The following is a 15856-nucleotide window of genomic DNA, read 5'->3' on the forward strand; positions in this document are numbered from 1 at the left end:
AGGTGCAGTGTGGTTCAGCGCAGGCCGCGTCGCGCCCGACGACGCGCCAGGGCCAGGGCCACGTCGCGGTACTGCCGGGCCCGGTGCAGCTGACCGCGCCAGTCCCTGCCGCTGACCCGGTGGTGCAGCTCGCAGGGGACCTCCTCGACCCGGAGCCCTGCGAGCAGGACGTCGACGGTCAGGCCGACCTCGACCCCCCAGCCCCGGGCGAGCGGGGTGGCCGCGTCGAACGCGGCCCGGGAGATGCACCGCATACCCGACAGGGGTTGGACCGCGGAGAATCCGGTGAGGTCCTCGATCCCCTTGCGCGCCAGCCGGACAACGAACCCGTGGCCGCCCCCCGCGGTCTTCTGCGGCGGCAGGGTGGCGATCGTCATGTCGGCGCGGCCCTCGAGGACGGGCGGGACGAGCACGCCGAGGTTCGCGGCCGAGCCCTCGAGGTCACCGTCGACGAACAGCAGCGGCCGCGGGTGGTCGCCGCCCTCGATGCCCTCGTGGCGGGCGACGTACGCGGCGCCGGTCGTCATCGCGGCGGCCTTGCCGCGGTTGCGCGCGTGCCTGGCCACCTCGGCACCGGCTGCCGCGGCCAGCTCCGCCGTGGCGTCGCTGCTCCCGTCGTCGACGACGACGACGAGGTCCACCCCCGGTATGGCGCGGACGGCCGCGACCGTGGCCGCGATCCGCTCCGCCTCGTCCTTGGCGGGCAGGATCGCCGCGACGTGCGTCGCGACGCCGGACGCGTTCCCCGGGGACGTCATCTCAGCGAGCCGTCAGCGGAGGGTGACCTGGCGGCTGAGCAGCCCGGACTTCGCCCGGCGCTCCTCCGCGGTGAGGGAGTCGGTCGAGGCGACGGCCTTGGCGTAGCGCGTCATGAAGTCACCCAGGGGACCCTCGTAGTCGGCCGAGGTCTTGTCGGGCTCGAGGTCCCAGACCGGGACGAGCAGGCCGCAGGCGCGGAAGGCGCCGAGGAGGCGGGTCGGGTCACCCAGGCCGCTCTCGCCCGCGGCGTGCAGCCGGGCCAGGGCGTCGGTCGCGGTGTCCTCGTCCTCGGGAAGCACGAGGCGGATGTGGGTCCGCTCGCCGATCCGGCACCAGTAGGCCGAGGCGGCGGCGTCCATCTTGACCGTGGGGATGACCGACTCGTTGGCGCGCTCCAGCGACGACCTGGCGTCGTCGTCGAGCTCGCTGTCGCCGACCCAGAAGTCGAAGCCCTCGTGGACCGTGACCTCGAACGGCGTCGCGGGGTCGAGCAGGTCCTGGAGGCGCGGGCTCTCCTCGGTCGCGGCAGGCGTGCTGGTGATCGGGGTGCCCTGCTCCGCGGCGGCCGCGGCGAGCAGGCACAGGGCCAGGTCGCGGGAGGCGTCGCCGGAGACCGACCCGGACTGGGTGCCGAAGAACACGGTGCCGTCGGCGCGGTGCAGGCCCGGCCAGGCCATCGGCAGCACGGTCGCCACGGTCACGTCGGTGGGGGAACCCTCGGGGGCCTTGCCCTTCGCGAACGACACCGATGCGGTGGCGGCCGGGAGGATCTCGCGCATCGCGACCCAGTCGGTCTCGTTCGGCAGGCCCTCGAAGGGGCGGGCGACGAACGGTGCGGGGGCGACCTTCGTGCGTGCCGCGTCGGTGGAACCCTGGTCTGCGCCGTGCTTGCGGCGGCGTGATGCCTTACCCATGGCGCAAACCCTAGTGGGCGCTCCGAGCCGCGGGGCCGGGGCGGCGGGGTGTGGGCGCCGGGGTCGGGGGTGGAGCGGCCGGACGACGTGGCGTCAGCGGCTGCGGCGGCGGGACGGGCCGCCGACCGATGCCCACACGGTGCAGCCGGCGCGGTCCTCGGTGACACCCCACTCGTGGGCGAGGGAGCGGACGATCCGCAGGCCGCGGCCCGAGGGGGCCCAGATGGTCCGCGGCGCAGGACGGGGGGTGCTGTCGCCGCCGCCGTCGGTGACCTCGACCTCGACGACCCCGGACTTGACCTTCCAGTGCACCCGGAGGTTGCCGTCGGAGAGGGGTCGGGCGTGACGCACGGCGTTGGACACGAGCTCGGAGATGACGATCTCGGCCTCGTCGACGACGTCGGACTCGACATCGCGGGACTCGAGGTCCTCCACGAGGGTCCGGCGCACCTGGGCGACGCTCGTCGCACGCCACGGGACGCGGACGGTTCGCGAGGAGTCCGTGCCGCTGCTCTTGCGGGCAGCAGCCGGGACGGACCGCACGGGGCGGTCGGGGTGGGGTCCTGCGCTCATGCCGTGCCCAGATCCCATCGTTTGCGGGCGATTAGGGACGGAGACTATCGAGTTGCACGCACAGCGTCGAGTACCGCGGCGGGGTGGTTGCTGATGATGGCGTCGACGCCGAGGTCGAGGCAGAGCTGCACGTCGGCCGGTTCGTCGACGGTCCAGACGTAGACCTCGTGCCCGTGGCGGTGCTGGCGGGCGACGGTCTGCGGCCACTTGCGGACGATCTGGATGTCGAGGCCGACCGCGTGGACCCCTCGGGGCAACGACCCGTCGCGGAAGCGCAGGGGCACGGAGTCCTCGACGAGCAGCACCGCCGGCACGTCCGGACACAGCTGGCGCATCCGCTGGACCGCGAGCTGGGAGAACGACATCACGCGCACCCAGTGCTCGCCCGGCTTCCTCGGCCCGTCGAGCCCGAACTCCTTGAGCACCTTGGCGAGCTGCCGTTCGACCAGCCCGGCGTACCGCGTCGGGTGCTTGGTCTCGATGACCATCCCCATGGGGTGGTCGCTGGCAGTGACCATGGTCAGCAGGGCGCGCAGCGTGAGGAGCATGTTGCGGTCGCGGTCGGGCATCTCGAGGTCGCCGCGGTGCTCCTCCTTCCACGAACCCCAGTCGAGCCCCTCGAGCTCTGCCAGCTCCAGCGTCGAGACGCTGCCCCGACCGTTGGAGGTGCGGTTGACCCGGCGGTCGTGGACGCAGACCAGGTGGGAGTCGGCCGTGAGCCGCACGTCGCACTCCAGCGCGTCGGCCCCCTCGACGATCGCGCGCCGGTAGGCGGAGAGCGTGTGCTCGGGTTCGGCGAGGCTCGAACCTCGGTGGGCGATCACCAGCGGGGTACGCCGGGGGACAGCAGCGGGCCGCGCGGAGACGGCGTCGTCGAGCACGTCACCATGGTTCCATACCCGGACACGGTCGCGCCGGTGACCCACGAGACCCGTCAGCGGCTCGCACGTCGGGCGCACCCGCAGGCTCAGGCGCAGGGCTCACACCGAGGAGGGGTGGCGCGTTCCATGGCTGTGAACCTCCCCGCCTTCCAGCACCTCGTCGACGCGCACTGGCGTGACGTCGCCCGCCTCGCCCACGCCCTGGCCGGGCCGGTGGACGGCGACGACGTGGCCCAGCAGGCGTGGACCCAGGCGTTGGCGGCCTACCCGTCGCTGCGCTCGGCGACCAACCTGCGCGGGTGGCTGCTCACCATCACCCACCGCTGCGCCATGGACGCCCACCGCGGTCGCGGCCGCCGGGCCGTCCCCCACGACGACCCCGCGTCGCTGGTCACCCGCACACCCGCAGCACCGGCCGCCGACGCCCACCTGCCCGACGGACCGCTGTGGTCCGCGGTCGACGCCCTGCCACCGCGGCAGCGGGAGGCCGTGGTGCTCAAGTACGTCGCCGACCTCGACCACCCCACCATCGCGGCCGCGCTGGGCTGTTCGCCCGCGATGAGCCGCCGCCTCGTCAGCGACGCCCTCGCGACACTGCGAAAGGACCTGCCATGAACACCCTGTCCACCGATCCCGCCGCCGCCCTGACCGGGTGGACACCGGACCTGCGACCCCCGACGCTCGAGCCCAGCGACGTGTCGTACGTCGTCGAGGACACCGCTGTCGGCCGGATGCTGTTGGCCCGCAACGCTTCTGGCGCTCTGGTCGCCTCGACGTTCGTCCCCTCCACCGAGGACGAGGACGTCGTCCTGGCCCGGCTCGCGTCGAAGGTCTCCCCGCGGGTGCTGCGCCACCCCCGCGAGCTCGACGAGGCGCGTCGCCAGCTCGACGACTTCCTGGCCGGGCGCACGCGCGGGTTCACGCTGCACACCGACCTGGCACTGGCGTCGGACTTCCAGCGGATCGTCCTGCCCACCCTCGCCTCCTCGGTCGGGTACGGCACGAAGGCGACGTACGGCGAGCTGGCCGCGCGCGTGGATCGCCCCAAGGCCGCCCGCGCCGTCGGGGCCGCCCTCGGCGCCAACCCCTTGTGCGTCGTCCTCCCGTGCCACCGGGTGGTCGCGTCGTCCGGCTCCCTGACCGGGTATGCCGGTGGGCTGGCGGCCAAGCGCTTCCTCCTCGACCTCGAGGCAGGGCAACCGATCGGGCAACCGACCGGGCAGCCGACCGGGCAGCCGACCGGGCAGCCGACCGGGTGACCGGTCGGCTGCCCCCTCACTCAGCCGCCGGCCGGCACCTGGGGTGACGGTGCGGCGGCCTGGGCCGCTCGCACGTTCGGCAGCCCGACGATCGCCTCGTCGACCGAGAGCGCCCCGGTCGCCGTGTCGTAGGTGCCGCTCACGCGCACCGGGCTCCCGTACGGCGCCTGCGACCGGTCCACCGAGAACCGCACCGAGGTGCCCTCGACCGTGGCCCGGCCCTCGTGGACGACCGTCCCGTCCGGGCGCACCACCCAGACGTGGACTTCGGCACCACCCGTGCCGTCCCGGTCGTCGGTGAGGACGTAGCCGTCGAGCGTGTAGCGCTCGGAGCAGGCCCGCTCCCGCAGCAGGGCCCCGACCAGGCGAGGACTGGCGAACAGGTCACGGCCCTCCTGCGCCTGCCCCCGCAGGCCTGCGTCGACGGCCAGCGCGCCCGGGGTGTCCCCGCACGTGAAGGTCTGGACGCTGCGCGTGGTCAGCGCGATCCCGGGCAGCTCCCGCTCGGCCGAGGCGACCACGGCCGCCTTGCCCAGCCGGGACCGGGTCTTCCACGCGATCGGGACCCCCCGTGTGCGGGTGAAGGTGCTCATCTCGACGGGTTGGACGAGGCTGTCCGCGACGCCCAGCCGGTGGCTGAGCAGTACGCGCGCCATACGGACGTCCCTCCCGACGGGGGTGTCCTCCGGTGGTTGGAGGCGCGCGAGGGTCTCGAGCGCCTGGCTGTCACCGACCCGGCCGAGGGCCTGGGCGACGCGTCGCTGGACGGTCGGCTCGGGGTCCCCCAGCGCGGTGAGGAGCGCCTCCTGGGACGCGGCACCGGGGATCCGGCCGAGGATGACGGCCGACAGCGCCCTGACGCGGTCGTCGCCGTGACCCAGCACGAGCTCCTGGGACAGGCCTGGCAGGGACGCGGACTCGCGCAGGGCGAGGACCGCGAGGCTCTGCCTGGCGACATCGGGCCGGATGGCCCGGGCCAACAGGCTGAGCTCGGCGTCCGGCCGCTGGTCGACGGGTGTGTAGGTGGGCATGGTCGCTCCTAGCTCCCGGCCCTGACCTGGCACCGGCCACGCATCGTCGATCCCTGGCTGCTCGTGAGGAGCACCGAGGAGCGCGTCGTGACGCAGCACCGGGTCTGGGCCATCAGGTTCTCCCGGGCGGTGGTCGCCGTCGGGCAGGTGTCGCCGTGGTTGTGCGGCAGGTCGAGGTAGTGGCCCATCTCGTGCGCCAGCGTGCGCGACCAGCCGTCGGGATCGCCCCGACCGGTCTCGCCGCCGATCATGCCGTCGCTCTTGCCGCCCTTGGTGCAGTCGCCGGGCTTCGGTGAGACGCCCAGGACGTTGTCGTAGGTGATGGTCCGGACGCAGAAGACGTCGAGGCCGTCGTTCGGCACGCTCCACTCGTCGGACAGGGTGTCGGACTCCGAGTCGCTGCCGAGGTCGTCGCGCCCGTTGGAGGCAGCCGCGGTGATCCAGTAGTAGCCGACCCGGCCGACACCGAGACCGATCCCGCCGTAGATCTGGCGCGTCCGGTGGATGCCGTAGTCGACCGCGGCCTCCTCGGTGTCGAGGGCGCCGGCGGACAGCACGTCGTACCCGACCTTGATGATGTTGACGTTGATGTGGGGGCCGCTCAGGCCGGTGAAGGCCTGCCCGAGGCTGACGACCACCGGGGTGCTCGTCGTCGGGTCGTTGGGCGCCTTGCCCTGCCAGAACCCCATCACCTCGCGCATCACCGAGAGGTTCCCCACGCCTCCCAGCCCCATGGCGTTCATGGCCTCCCGGACCGAGAGGACGGTCATGGCCCGACCGGCGTCTCGAGCGCGGTGACGCGGGCCGTCAGGTCGGTGACCTGGGTGGTGAGCGTCGTGACCTGACCGGTCAGCGCGGTGACCTGTGCCTGCAGCGAGGCCAGCACGGTGGCCACGTCCTGCCCGGCGACCGAGAGCGAGCCCGGCACCGTGACCGAGCCGTCGATGAGGACGCCGCCGACGTAGTCGCGGTTGAAGTTGACGACGAGCTGGTCCTCCCAGGCGTGCACCAGGGCGCGGCGGTACGGGCTGGACTTGGTGCCCCGCGGCCGGAAGATCGTCGTGGTCCTGCGTCGCTCGGCGCCACCGTCGAGCATGATGTCGGTGCCGAGGTGCTGGGTGACCCGCGACTGCACGACGATCCAGTCGCCGTTGGTCGCCCCCTTGAGGGTCTTGGTGTCGTTGATGGTGACGCCACCCGGGTAGTCCCGGTCCCAGTTGACGGTCAACCCGTCGGTGAAGTCGTGGACGAGCGCCCGCCGGTAGGGCGTGTTCGTCGAGCGACGCCCCGCCGTGTCGAGCATGAAGTCGCTTGTCGCGGACTTCGTGACGGCCCCCTCCAGGAGGATCCAGTCCCCGTCGAACCTGATGTCAGTCATGCCTGTTCCTTCCCCCGTGCCCGGTCGGATGACCGGACGGGGAGAGGAGCGGAGGCCGTGCCCCCCTGATACATGAACGGACGCATCCGGGGTCCAGCCACGGCATACGACCCGTATGGGGTCAAACGCGCAGAAGGCGCGCCATCACGGGCGTTCCGGCCGGCCCTGCTGGAGCTGGGCGGTGAGGGCGTCGACCGCCCGGCGCAGGTCGGCGATGGTCGCGGTGTGGGCGTCCGGACGCAGCTCGACGGTCACCGACCCGCCAGGTTCGAGCGCTGCGTGGCGCACCTCGGACAGGGTGGTGGCGCCCTGCTGCTGGATCGAGTTGGTGAGCTCCGCCTCGGTCATGCCCAGGCGGCGCAGCTGGTGGTGGTCGACCACTCCGTCAGTGACGACCTGCGTCGCCTTGCCGCTCAGCAGCCAGGCCAGCCGGGGGCTGCGCATCGACCAGTGGTCGAGGACGGCGTTGAACGCGACGAGGACGACGGCTCCGATCAGCCCTCCGACCAGTGAGTTGTCCTCACCGATGATGGCGTTCTGCACGACGTTGCTCAGGAGCAGGACGACGACGAGGTCGAGCGAGTTCATCTGCGCCATCAGGCGCTTGCCCGCGACCCGGATGATCAGCGCGATGCCGAGGTAGATGACGACGGTGCGGATCACCTTCTCCAGCACCGGCATCGGGAGGTCGAACAGGTCGCTCCCCACCCCGGTCGGCACGGCGGCGAGGGTGTGGCTCAGGACTGCGGGGACGTGCTCGATCATCGGGGCTCCTCGGGTCGGTCCCGCTCAACGTAATCGCGTCGAGCGGCCCGCGCGCCGGAGTCGGGCCCCGAGCTCAGCCTGCGTTCAGCTGGCCGTCACGGCGTGACGGTGACGCCCTTCCAGAAGGCGACCCGGTCGGTGATCTCCTTCGCCGCGTCCTTGGGCTCGGGGTAGAACCACAGGGCGTCCTTGTTGACCTGTCCGTCGACCTCGATCGACTGGTAGGACGCCGTGCCCTTCCACGGGCACACGCTCGTCGTGTCGGAGTCCTGCAGCAGGTCCTCGCGCACCGAGGAGCGCGGGAAGTAGTGGTTGTTCTCGACGACGACGGTGTCGTCACTCTCGGCGATGACGGTGTCGTTCCAGATCGCGCGCATGCCCTGCTCCTTCGCTGGTGGCACGGCCCTCGCGGCAGTGCCGGACTGTCGACAGGTCGAACCTCGCACAGCCCCACCGTGTTCCCCGGCCGTGAACAAACCGGTTGAGCCGGGTCGCCGCGCCCGCCAAGGTGGACTGCGTGCCCGACCGCCTGGACCAGTCCGCCCCGCCGACGTCGTCCGGTGACGTGGGTCCCGACGGCCGTGCCGGCATCGACGCCTCCGTGGTCCGCCGACTGCTCGACGAGCAGTTCCCGCAGTGGGCCGGGTTGCCCGTCCGGCCGGTCCCGGTCGACGGCTGGGACAACCGCACCTACCGGCTCGGCGAGGACCTCTCCGTCCGCCTCCCCACCCACGAGCGGTATGTCGCGGGCGTCGCGAAGGAGGCCCGCTGGCTTCCCGTGCTGGCGCCATACCTGCCCCTGCCGGTCCCGGAGGTCGTCGCGAACGGTCGACCGGGACCGGGGTACCCGCACCCGTGGTCGGTGCGCCGGTGGGTCGAGGGGGCGACCGCCTCGGCGTCGACGGTCCCGGAGGGGTCTGCGTCGACGCGGTTCGCGCAGGATTTGGCCGACTTCCTGGGGGCGCTGCGGGCTGCTCCCGCCGCAGGCGGTCCCCTGGCCGGCGAGCACTCGTTCCACCGCGGCGGTGACCTCGGGGTCTACGCCGAGGAGGCCGAGGAGGCGTTCGGCCGCCTCGAGCCGGGCCTCGCGGCAGGCGCGCTCGACGTGTTCGAGACGGCACTGACGACCCGGTGGACCGGTGACCCGGTGTGGTTCCACGGCGACGTCGCCACCGGCAACCTGCTCGTGCGCGACGAACGGCTCGCAGCCGTCATCGACTTCGGCACGAGCGGTGTCGGCGACCCGGCCTGCGACCTCGTCATCGCCTGGACCTTCCTGGCGGGTCGGGCCCGCGAGGTCTTCCGCGAGGCGATCGGGCTGGACGCCGACACGTGGGCACGGGCGCGCGGCTGGGCCGTGTGGAAGTCGGCGGTGGACCTGGACCGGGACGTCGACGCCAACCTGCGCATCCTGGGGGACGTCGTCGCCGAGCACCGCGCCCTCACGCGAACGGGTCGGTGATCTTCCTCAGCTCCACGAGGGTCGCGTAGAGCTCCTTGGCCCGTTGCACCCATGGGCTCAGAGGTCGAGCACGGTCCACAGGGTCGTGCCGTGCTCGGGGTCGACCTCGGTCCGCCCGGTCTCGGTGAACCCGAGCTTGGCCAGCACTCGCCGCGACGCGGTGTTCCAGTCCCAGACCGTGGCCCAGAGCCGCTGGAGTCCGTCGACCCGGGCGTGCTCGATGACGGCGAGCGCGGCCTCGGTCGCATAGCCCTGACCGTGGACGCGGCGCAGCAGCTCGAACGCCAGCTCCGGCTCGTCCCGCCCCTCGACCCCACCCTCGTCCCCACCCTGGGAACCGCGCCCGGAGTGGACCAGGCCGCAGTAGCCGATGACGTCGCCCTCGGCCCGGCGCTCGACGGCGAGCAGTCCGGTCGTCCAGACACCGTCGGTGCGGATCGGCTCCTCGAGCTCCGCGAGCGTCGGGTGGCCTTCCCCGTCGAGGCGCCGGTGCGTCGGAACCCGTGGGTCGCGCTCGGTCCACAGCTCTCGCTGAACGAACGCCTCCGAGACCCGCCAGGGCCGCAGCAGCAGCCGCTTAGTCGGCAGCAGGACGGACACGGACCCTCAGCCGGTGGCGCGCAGGTAGCGGCCGAAGTGGGGGACGGTGAACGCGATCCGGCCACGCTCGCCGGAGTAGATCAGCCCCTTCTTGAGCAGGGCGTCCCGCGCCGGTGAGAGTGACTGCGGCTTGCGGTCGAGCAGCGTGGCGACCGCCGAGGTCGGCACCGACTCGGTCTCGTCGACCTCCTCACCCGACTCGACCATCGCCACCGCGGCGTCGGCCATGGCCCGCAGGTACTCCCGCTCGGCCGGTGTCGCCCGCTCGAACCGCGACCCGAAGAACCCGACCGCCAGCTCGGCCTCCGCCTCGGGCGCCGCGACCTTGATGTCCTCGACGCTGATCGGCGTCCGCGGCGCCACGTCCCAGGCGACCTTGCCGTACGCCTGGACGAAGTACGGGTACCCGGCGGTCGCGGCATACATCGCCTCGAGGGCCTCGGGCGTGAAGGCGGCGCCCTCGTCCTCGGCGGGCACGACGAGCGCGAGGTCGGCCGCGCTGCGGTCGAGCCGGTCGATGCGCTGGTACCGGAAGAGGCGCTCGGAGTAGGACTTCGACGCGGACAGGACCGCCGGCAGGTGCGGCAGGCCGGCGCCGACGACGATCACCGGCAGGCCCGACTGCGAGATCTCGTGGCAGGCGGCGCAGACGGCGGAGACGTCCTCCGGGGTGAGGTCCTGCATCTCGTCGACGAAGATCGCCACGCCCTTGCCGACGTCGGCCGCGAGCCCACCCACGTCGGTGAGCAGCTCGACGAGGTCGATCTCGATGTCACCGGAGTCGGCGCGGCCCGTGACGGCGGGGGCGTCGATGCCAGGGTTCCACTTCTCGCGGAGCTTTGCGCCGGGAGCGGAGTCGCGCTGGGCGAACGCCTTGATCACGCCGAGCACGTGGTCGACGTCGTCGCCCTGCGGGTGGCCGAGCTCGCGGACTGCGACGTGCAGCGCGGCCGACAGCGGGCGGCGCAGGCCCTGGTCGGGGCGTGCCTCGAGCTTGCCGGTGCCCCAGTGCGCGCGGACCGCGGCCGAGCGCAGCGCGTTGAGCAGTACCGTCTTGCCGACGCCCCGCAGGCCGGTGAGGACGATGGAGCGTTCGGGCCGGCCTCGCGCGATCCGCTCCAGCACGATGTCGAACGCCTGGAGCTGCTCGTCGCGCCCCGCCAGCTCGGGTGGGCGCTGGCCGGCGCCGGGGGCATAGGGGTTACGGATCGGGTCCACGATCGCAGGGTATGCGTGTGTCTAGGGATATCCCGAGAGGCGCGGATACGTGCCGATCGTGTCGCGCTCGATGCCCGCGTATGCCGCTGTCTAGCCTCATCGCGATACTCACCGATACCCCGCGATCAAGGCCCGACGGTTCACGGTGAACACATGCCGTCGCTGCGCGTGCGCTCGGGCAGCGCCAACTGTTCACAGTGACGCTGGGCCGCGCGCTCAGCCCGCTTGCCCGGTCACCACGAGGCGCGACGGCCGATTGTCCGGAATGGCCCCTCGGCCGATGGTTCACAGGTACCGTCGGGCAGCACCCGCCCACCCCTTCAGGAGCCGCAAGATGGACGACGAGATCCAGCTGATCAGCGACGGCGACGGGTTGGCCGTTATCGGCGAGCAGGGTGCGGTCGAACGATTCCTCGCCTCGGAAGGCCTGGAGTCGAAGGATCTCGGACTTCCCCGGCTCAGCAAGGTCCTCCAAGCCGGATCCTCCTTCGCTTCGGTTGGCTCCGAGGTCGCCGCCAGCTCTGGGCGCTGGGTGAAGCTGACCAAGGAGTCAGCGAGGTTGATCGACAAACACGGCTTGACCGAGACCGCCAAGCACGTTCACTCGGGGGTCGTCCGGAACGACAAGGGACAGATCAAAGGCGTCCTGACATTCGCCAAGGGCGCTGGGGCGAAGAGTTTGACGAACCCAGCGCTGCTCGCCGGCGCTGCCGGCCTCATGGCTCAACTGGCCATGCAGCAGGCCATGAACGAGATCACGGACTACCTCGCCGTGATCGACGCCAAGGTCGACGACGTCCTCCGTGCCCAGAAGGACTCAGTCATCGCCGACATGATCGGCGTCCAACTGGTCATCGAGGAGGCCATGACCATCCGGGAGACGGTTGGACGTGTCTCGGACATCACGTGGTCCAAGGTGCAGGGCACCACTTGGACCGTCGCACGCACCCAGGCCTACGCCCTCGCTGAGCTCGACGCCCTCGCCAAGAGTGTCGAAAGCCAACGCAAGATCAGCGACCTGGTGGACAAGTCCCAAGAGGCTGACTCCAGGAGTCGCGAGTGGCTGGCGGTGCTGGCACGGTGCTTCCAGCTCCAGGACGCCATCGCGGTGCTGGAGCTGGACCGGATGCTCGATGCGGCACCCGAGGAGCTTGAACAGCACCGCGTTGGTCTCCGTATCGCCCGGGCGAACCGCCTCGACGCGATCGGGCAGACGACCGAGAACCTCGTGTCTCGCTTGGAGGCTGCGGCAAGCACTGCGAACGACAAGGTGTTGCTGCACCCCACCGGCTCCCGCGATGTCGTCCGGGCGAGCAACCACGTCGCGACCGCCGTCACTGATCTCCAGAGCAGGCTGGGCCTGGAGGGTGGACGGCAGTCGCTCGAGGCGCGGCGGTGGACTCAAGCGGCGGCCGACGCCAAGGACCGAGCGATCGAGCGAGGCGCCGGTGGCGCCGACGTCGCCCGGCGACTCGGCACGGACTCGCTACGCGTCGGCACCGAGTCACTGGGCCGCGCCAAGTCCGTGTCGGGCAAGTTGTCCGGTCGGATCGGCGAGCGCTCATTGCGTCGTCGCGGTAAGGACGAAGCCGAGCCTGACGAGGACTGACGCGCCTGCCGCTCGATTCAGCGGCGGGTGCGGCGGCGGATGATGTGGCCGACGACCGCGGGGATCCAGCCGGTCTCGCCGCGCATCCAGCGCCCGGCGACGAGGTTGTGCGGCACGACGACGAACGACCCCTTGAAACCCTCGGTCAGCGACAGGTCGGTGCCGAACACGTCGGTGACCACCTGCCAGTCGAGGTCGGTCTTGCGGTCGAGGTGGGAGCCGATGCCGATGGCGTACCGCTCCACGATGGCGGCGTGGTCGGGCCGGCTGTCCTCGTCGCCGGACGCCCACGCGGCATACGCCTTGTCGAGGCCCTCGCTCAGGGAGGAGAGGTCGTCGACGTCCACACCCTCCGCCTCGAGGTCCGCGAGTGCGGAGTCGATGCGGGCCTTCTCGTCGGGGCCGAGGCCCTTGACGATCGGCCGCAGCGACTCGCCGTCGTCGACGAGCTGGTCACCGGCCGAGGCGAGCTCGAGCTCCTCCACGGGCTCCGGCTCGGTGTCCGAGTCCTTGCGGCGACCGAACCAGGCCATCGTCGGCTACTTGACCGACGCGGTGCCGGAGTCGGCGGTCAGGGGCTTGCCGGCGGCCTCCCAGGCCTTCATGCCGCCGTCCACGTTCGCGACGTCGAACCCCTGCTGCGACAGCCAGGCCACGGCCCGGGCCGAGCGGCCACCGCCGCGACAGGTGACGGCGAGGGTCCCGGCGTCGGTATCGGGCAGCTCGTCGAGGCGGGCGGGGAGGTCACCCAGCGGGATGTGCACGGCGCCCGGGGCGTGGCCGGCGTCCCACTCGTCCTGCTCACGGACGTCGAGCATGACGGCGTCGTCGGCGACTTCGGACACGGACACCTGGGGGATGTTCATGGCCGCCATCCTGCCACCGCCGCCCCACGCTCGCCGAGGCATGTCAGGGCGGCCGCGGCTAGGGTCGGACGCATGACTGAACAGGTGCCTGTCGGCCACACCCCGGACCGTGGTCTCACGATCACCCTGAGCACGCCGTTCGTGGAGTCGCTGAGCCCCGAACAGCTCGACCACTACGTCCGCACGGTCGTCGCCCTCGGCGAGGCGGCCGACGACGGCGCCTCCCCGTCGGACCTCGCCTCGCGCCTCAAGGAGGCCCTCGAGGCCGGCGGCGTCCAGCTGCCGCCCACCTCCTACGACCGACTCGGTGAGCAGCTCACAGAGTCCAGCGGGGCCCCGCTGTCGATCATCACCGACAAGGACCAGCTCCTGTATGGCGAGGAGGACGCGACCGCCGCGGCCCACCGCCCCTCCGTCCCCGACCACGCCGACCCCGACGCCGAGGGCCGCCCCACCTACTCCTGATCGCCTGCCGCTGTGGACCACCCCGATCCGTTGCAGGTCCGTTGGATCCACGGGTCGGAGTCGGCGAAGCACAACACCGACCCCGACCTGCAGGTCCACTGGCACGACGACGCCACGGTGATCCTGCGGCAGAACAAGGCGATCAACTACGAGGCGCCGTTCCTGTTCCTGCTGTTCGGCCGTGAGCGCGCCCTGCTGCTGGACACCGGCGCGACGGCCGAGGCCGCGCTGTTTCCGTTGCGCGACACGGTCGATGCGCTCGTGGACCAGTGGCTGCAACGCCATCCGCGTCCCGGGTACGAGCTGCTGGTCCTGCACACCCACTCGCACGGTGACCACGTCGCGGGGGACGGCCAGTTCGCCGACCGTCCTGACACCACGGTGGTCGACCCCGATCGCGAGTCGATCCACGGCTTCCTGGGGCTGACGTCGGACCTGGACCACTCGGCCCGGCTCGACCTCGGTGGTCGGGTGGTCGACTGCCTCGCGAGCCCGGGCCACGACGCGGCAGCGGTGACCTACTTCGACGCGCGGACGGGATTCCTCCTGACCGGCGACACGGTCTACCCGGGGAGGCTCTACGTCGAGGACCGTGATGCGTTCGCGCAGACCATCGACCGGCTCGTCGCGTTCGCCGACACCCACCCGGTGAGCCACGTGGTCGGATGCCACATCGAGATGAGCACCACTCCGGGCGTCGACTACCCGATCCGCACGACGTTCCAGCCGGACGAGCCGCCGCTGGAGATGACCGTCGACCAGCTCCGTGACGTCCAGCGGGCGGTGGCGCAGGTCGGTGACCGACCCGGCCGCCACGTCTTCGACGACTTCGTCCTGCAGGTCGACGCTTAGAGACAGCCCCGTATGGCGTCGATGAGCGCCTTCCAGCGCGGATCGCCGTCCGGGCCGATGTTGCGCATCAGGCTGGTGACGTAGCCGAACCCGACCTCGTGCTCCGGGTCGGCGATGCCGAGACGAGCGCCGGCGCCGGTGTGCCCGAAGGACGTCGGGCCGAAGCCGGGCATGCTGGCCGAGGCCAGCTGGTAGCCGAGGCCGAACCGGATGTCGGGGCCGGCCGTGCCGCTCTCGACCAGGGTCTCGACACCGTCGGTCTGAGGTCGGGTCACCGTTGCCCGGGTCTCTTTGCTGATGAGCCGGACGCCGCCCACGGGGCCGAGCAGCGCGGCATACATCGTGGCCAGGGCGCGGGCGTCGGTGATGGCACCGATGGCGGGACGTTCGGCGGCGTAGTGCTCGCGGACCTCGTCGGGGTCGTCGAAGTCGGGGTCCATGGGCGGGTTCTCGTGCAGGAACGCCTGCCGCTGCGCAGCATACGAATTGGGGTCTGGCGCCGAGTCGTCGTCGGGGGTCATCGGGCTCTGCTGCTCCCAGAGGCCGGGCACCACGCGGGGGACGAGCTCGGGCGGCAGCCCCATCCAGAGATCGACGCCGAGGGGTTCGGCGATGAGGGTGCGCACGTGCTGGGCGATGGACTGCCCACTGGCGCGCTTGACGATCTCGTCGAGCAGCGTCCCGTACGTCACCGGGTGGTAGGCCATCGCGGTCCCCGGCTCCCAGAGGGGAGTCGCACCGGCCAGGGCCGCGGTCACGGCTGGCCCACGGTGCAGGTCGAGGCCTTGCAGGCCGGTGCCCAGCGGCGGGTAGGGCAGGCCAGCGGTGTGGGAGGCGACCATGCCGAGGGTGACGTGGTCCTTGCCTGCGGCGGCGAACTCGGGCCACCAGGTCGCAACGCGTTCCTCGGGGTCGAGGACACCGCGCTCGAGGAGCATCGCCAGCACGGTCGCGGTGACACCCTTGCTGCACGAGGCGACCATCATCAACCCATCTGCGGGCATGGGCCGGTGGTTGAGCTCGTCCGTGCCGCCCCAGAGGTCCACGACCGTTCGGCCGCGATGCAGGACAGTGACGGCTGCCGCGCCGTCGCCCGGATCGGTGAAGTTGCGGCGGAACGCGTCGGCGACGGGGCCGAAGTCCTCGGCGACGTACGGCTCGGCGGAGCTGGTCATGGTTGCGACCCTAGGCCTCTCTCGGGTGCTGGCGTCCGGCGTCGTCGAG

The 15856-nt window shown here is 71.8% G+C and carries 20 protein-coding genes; 6 read left to right on the top strand and 14 right to left on the bottom strand.

The window, feature by feature from the left end; translation table 11 throughout:
* Positions 1 to 14: 14 nt before the first annotated feature.
* The 4 genes from ASD62_RS11035 to ASD62_RS11050 form a co-directional block, all read right to left on the bottom strand.
* Entirely contained in the window at positions 15 to 758 is a 744-nt protein-coding gene (locus tag ASD62_RS11035; protein WP_056916004.1) for a glycosyltransferase, read from the bottom strand.
* Between the two features lie 12 nt (positions 759 to 770).
* Positions 771 to 1673, bottom strand: a complete 903-nt coding sequence (locus tag ASD62_RS11040) for a DUF5926 family protein (RefSeq protein WP_056916005.1) — start codon at positions 1671 to 1673, stop codon at positions 771 to 773.
* Between the two features lie 93 nt (positions 1674 to 1766).
* Positions 1767 to 2246: an ATP-binding protein gene (locus ASD62_RS11045; RefSeq protein WP_082553421.1), complete on the bottom strand. Its 480-nt coding sequence runs from the start codon at positions 2244 to 2246 to the stop codon at positions 1767 to 1769.
* A 44-nt stretch (positions 2247 to 2290) separates the two neighbouring features.
* Positions 2291 to 3127: a glycerophosphodiester phosphodiesterase family protein gene (locus ASD62_RS11050; RefSeq protein ID WP_056916006.1), complete on the bottom strand. Its 837-nt coding sequence runs from the start codon at positions 3125 to 3127 to the stop codon at positions 2291 to 2293.
* Positions 3128 to 3253: 126 nt separating this feature from the next.
* Between ASD62_RS11050 and ASD62_RS11055 the strand changes: the two genes are divergently transcribed.
* Both ASD62_RS11055 and ASD62_RS11060 read left to right on the top strand, forming a co-directional pair.
* Positions 3254 to 3742, top strand: coding sequence for an RNA polymerase sigma factor (locus ASD62_RS11055; RefSeq protein WP_056916007.1), 489 nt, complete (start codon positions 3254 to 3256; stop codon positions 3740 to 3742).
* The gene (locus tag ASD62_RS11060) at positions 3739 to 4386 is read left to right on the top strand and encodes a methylated-DNA--[protein]-cysteine S-methyltransferase (RefSeq protein WP_082580725.1); all 648 of its coding nucleotides are present in this window, start codon (positions 3739 to 3741) and stop codon (positions 4384 to 4386) included. The genes ASD62_RS11055 and ASD62_RS11060 overlap by 4 nt, the downstream gene beginning before the upstream one ends.
* 20 nt (positions 4387 to 4406) lie before the next feature.
* Here the strand turns inward: ASD62_RS11060 and ASD62_RS11065 are convergent, their stop codons facing one another.
* From ASD62_RS11065 to ASD62_RS11085, 5 genes are all read right to left on the bottom strand, one after another.
* Positions 4407 to 5417 carry a HEAT repeat domain-containing protein gene (locus ASD62_RS11065; RefSeq protein WP_056916008.1) on the bottom strand — a complete coding sequence of 337 codons (1011 nt, stop codon included), beginning with the start codon at positions 5415 to 5417 and terminating at the stop codon, positions 4407 to 4409.
* 8 nt (positions 5418 to 5425) lie between these two features.
* A complete protein-coding gene (locus ASD62_RS11070) occupies positions 5426 to 6187 on the bottom strand; it encodes a hypothetical protein (RefSeq protein ID WP_056916009.1) in 762 nt (253 codons plus the stop codon).
* Positions 6184 to 6795, bottom strand: coding sequence for a hypothetical protein (locus tag ASD62_RS11075; RefSeq protein ID WP_056916010.1), 612 nt, complete (start codon positions 6793 to 6795; stop codon positions 6184 to 6186). Before ASD62_RS11075 ends, ASD62_RS11070 begins: the two co-directional genes overlap by 4 nt.
* Before the next feature lie 144 nt (positions 6796 to 6939).
* Complete coding sequence (locus ASD62_RS11080; protein ID WP_082580726.1) at positions 6940 to 7560, bottom strand: DUF421 domain-containing protein; 621 nt, start codon at positions 7558 to 7560, stop codon at positions 6940 to 6942.
* Between the two features lie 95 nt (positions 7561 to 7655).
* A complete protein-coding gene (locus ASD62_RS11085) occupies positions 7656 to 7937 on the bottom strand; it encodes a DUF427 domain-containing protein (RefSeq protein WP_056916011.1) in 282 nt (93 codons plus the stop codon).
* A gap of 140 nt (positions 7938 to 8077) precedes the next feature.
* On the opposite strand from ASD62_RS11085, the gene ASD62_RS11090 reads away from it, so the two are divergent.
* Positions 8078 to 9022 carry an aminoglycoside phosphotransferase family protein gene (locus ASD62_RS11090; RefSeq protein WP_235530686.1) on the top strand — a complete coding sequence of 315 codons (945 nt, stop codon included), beginning with the start codon at positions 8078 to 8080 and terminating at the stop codon, positions 9020 to 9022.
* Between the two features lie 57 nt (positions 9023 to 9079).
* Here ASD62_RS11090 and ASD62_RS11095 read toward each other — a convergent pair whose 3' ends face one another.
* Complete coding sequence (locus tag ASD62_RS11095) at positions 9080 to 9622, bottom strand: GNAT family N-acetyltransferase (RefSeq protein WP_056916012.1); 543 nt, start codon at positions 9620 to 9622, stop codon at positions 9080 to 9082.
* 6 nt (positions 9623 to 9628) lie between these two features.
* Positions 9629 to 10840: an ATP-binding protein gene (locus ASD62_RS11100; protein WP_056916013.1), complete on the bottom strand. Its 1212-nt coding sequence runs from the start codon at positions 10838 to 10840 to the stop codon at positions 9629 to 9631.
* Between the two features lie 334 nt (positions 10841 to 11174).
* Between ASD62_RS11100 and ASD62_RS11105 the strand changes: the two genes are divergently transcribed.
* Positions 11175 to 12449: a hypothetical protein gene (locus ASD62_RS11105; protein ID WP_056916014.1), complete on the top strand. Its 1275-nt coding sequence runs from the start codon at positions 11175 to 11177 to the stop codon at positions 12447 to 12449.
* A 17-nt stretch (positions 12450 to 12466) separates the two neighbouring features.
* Here ASD62_RS11105 and ASD62_RS11110 read toward each other — a convergent pair whose 3' ends face one another.
* Both ASD62_RS11110 and ASD62_RS11115 read right to left on the bottom strand, forming a co-directional pair.
* Positions 12467 to 12982 carry a DUF3806 domain-containing protein gene (locus tag ASD62_RS11110; protein ID WP_056916015.1) on the bottom strand — a complete coding sequence of 172 codons (516 nt, stop codon included), beginning with the start codon at positions 12980 to 12982 and terminating at the stop codon, positions 12467 to 12469.
* A gap of 6 nt (positions 12983 to 12988) precedes the next feature.
* The gene (locus ASD62_RS11115) at positions 12989 to 13315 is read right to left on the bottom strand and encodes a rhodanese-like domain-containing protein (protein ID WP_056916016.1); all 327 of its coding nucleotides are present in this window, start codon (positions 13313 to 13315) and stop codon (positions 12989 to 12991) included.
* 72 nt (positions 13316 to 13387) lie between these two features.
* Here ASD62_RS11115 and ASD62_RS11120 point away from each other — a divergent pair, with 72 nt between their 5' ends.
* A complete protein-coding gene (locus ASD62_RS11120; protein WP_056916017.1) occupies positions 13388 to 13780 on the top strand; it encodes a hypothetical protein in 393 nt (130 codons plus the stop codon).
* Positions 13781 to 13792: 12 nt separating this feature from the next.
* Positions 13793 to 14632: an MBL fold metallo-hydrolase gene (locus ASD62_RS11125; RefSeq protein ID WP_082580727.1), complete on the top strand. Its 840-nt coding sequence runs from the start codon at positions 13793 to 13795 to the stop codon at positions 14630 to 14632.
* On the opposite strand, the gene ASD62_RS11130 is transcribed toward ASD62_RS11125, so the two are convergent.
* A complete protein-coding gene (locus ASD62_RS11130; RefSeq protein ID WP_056916018.1) occupies positions 14629 to 15807 on the bottom strand; it encodes a serine hydrolase in 1179 nt (392 codons plus the stop codon). The genes ASD62_RS11125 and ASD62_RS11130 overlap by 4 nt on opposite strands.
* Positions 15808 to 15856: the final 49 nt, after the last annotated feature.

It is taken from the genome of Phycicoccus sp. Root563 (genome assembly GCF_001427915.1).
Lineage (GTDB): Bacteria > Actinomycetota > Actinomycetes > Actinomycetales > Dermatophilaceae > Pedococcus.

Bases quoted from the DNA above. Each gene is read 5' to 3' on its own strand.
- ASD62_RS11035 (WP_056916004.1), bottom strand. From the start codon at position 758: ATGACGTCCCCGGGGAACGCGTCCGGCGTCGCGACGCACGTCGCGGCG.
- ASD62_RS11040 (WP_056916005.1), bottom strand. From the start codon at position 1,673: ATGGGTAAGGCATCACGCCGCCGCAAGCACGGCGCAGACCAGGGTTCC.
- ASD62_RS11045 (WP_082553421.1), bottom strand. From the start codon at position 2,246: ATGAGCGCAGGACCCCACCCCGACCGCCCCGTGCGGTCCGTCCCGGCT.
- ASD62_RS11055 (WP_056916007.1), top strand. From the start codon at position 3,254: ATGGCTGTGAACCTCCCCGCCTTCCAGCACCTCGTCGACGCGCACTGG.
- ASD62_RS11060 (WP_082580725.1), top strand. From the start codon at position 3,739: ATGAACACCCTGTCCACCGATCCCGCCGCCGCCCTGACCGGGTGGACA.
- ASD62_RS11065 (WP_056916008.1), bottom strand. From the start codon at position 5,417: ATGCCCACCTACACACCCGTCGACCAGCGGCCGGACGCCGAGCTCAGC.
- ASD62_RS11070 (WP_056916009.1), bottom strand. From the start codon at position 6,187: ATGACCGTCCTCTCGGTCCGGGAGGCCATGAACGCCATGGGGCTGGGA.
- ASD62_RS11075 (WP_056916010.1), bottom strand. From the start codon at position 6,795: ATGACTGACATCAGGTTCGACGGGGACTGGATCCTCCTGGAGGGGGCC.
- ASD62_RS11080 (WP_082580726.1), bottom strand. From the start codon at position 7,560: ATGATCGAGCACGTCCCCGCAGTCCTGAGCCACACCCTCGCCGCCGTG.
- ASD62_RS11085 (WP_056916011.1), bottom strand. From the start codon at position 7,937: ATGCGCGCGATCTGGAACGACACCGTCATCGCCGAGAGTGACGACACC.
- ASD62_RS11105 (WP_056916014.1), top strand. From the start codon at position 11,175: ATGGACGACGAGATCCAGCTGATCAGCGACGGCGACGGGTTGGCCGTT.
- ASD62_RS11110 (WP_056916015.1), bottom strand. From the start codon at position 12,982: ATGGCCTGGTTCGGTCGCCGCAAGGACTCGGACACCGAGCCGGAGCCC.
- ASD62_RS11115 (WP_056916016.1), bottom strand. From the start codon at position 13,315: ATGAACATCCCCCAGGTGTCCGTGTCCGAAGTCGCCGACGACGCCGTC.
- ASD62_RS11120 (WP_056916017.1), top strand. From the start codon at position 13,388: ATGACTGAACAGGTGCCTGTCGGCCACACCCCGGACCGTGGTCTCACG.
- ASD62_RS11130 (WP_056916018.1), bottom strand. From the start codon at position 15,807: ATGACCAGCTCCGCCGAGCCGTACGTCGCCGAGGACTTCGGCCCCGTC.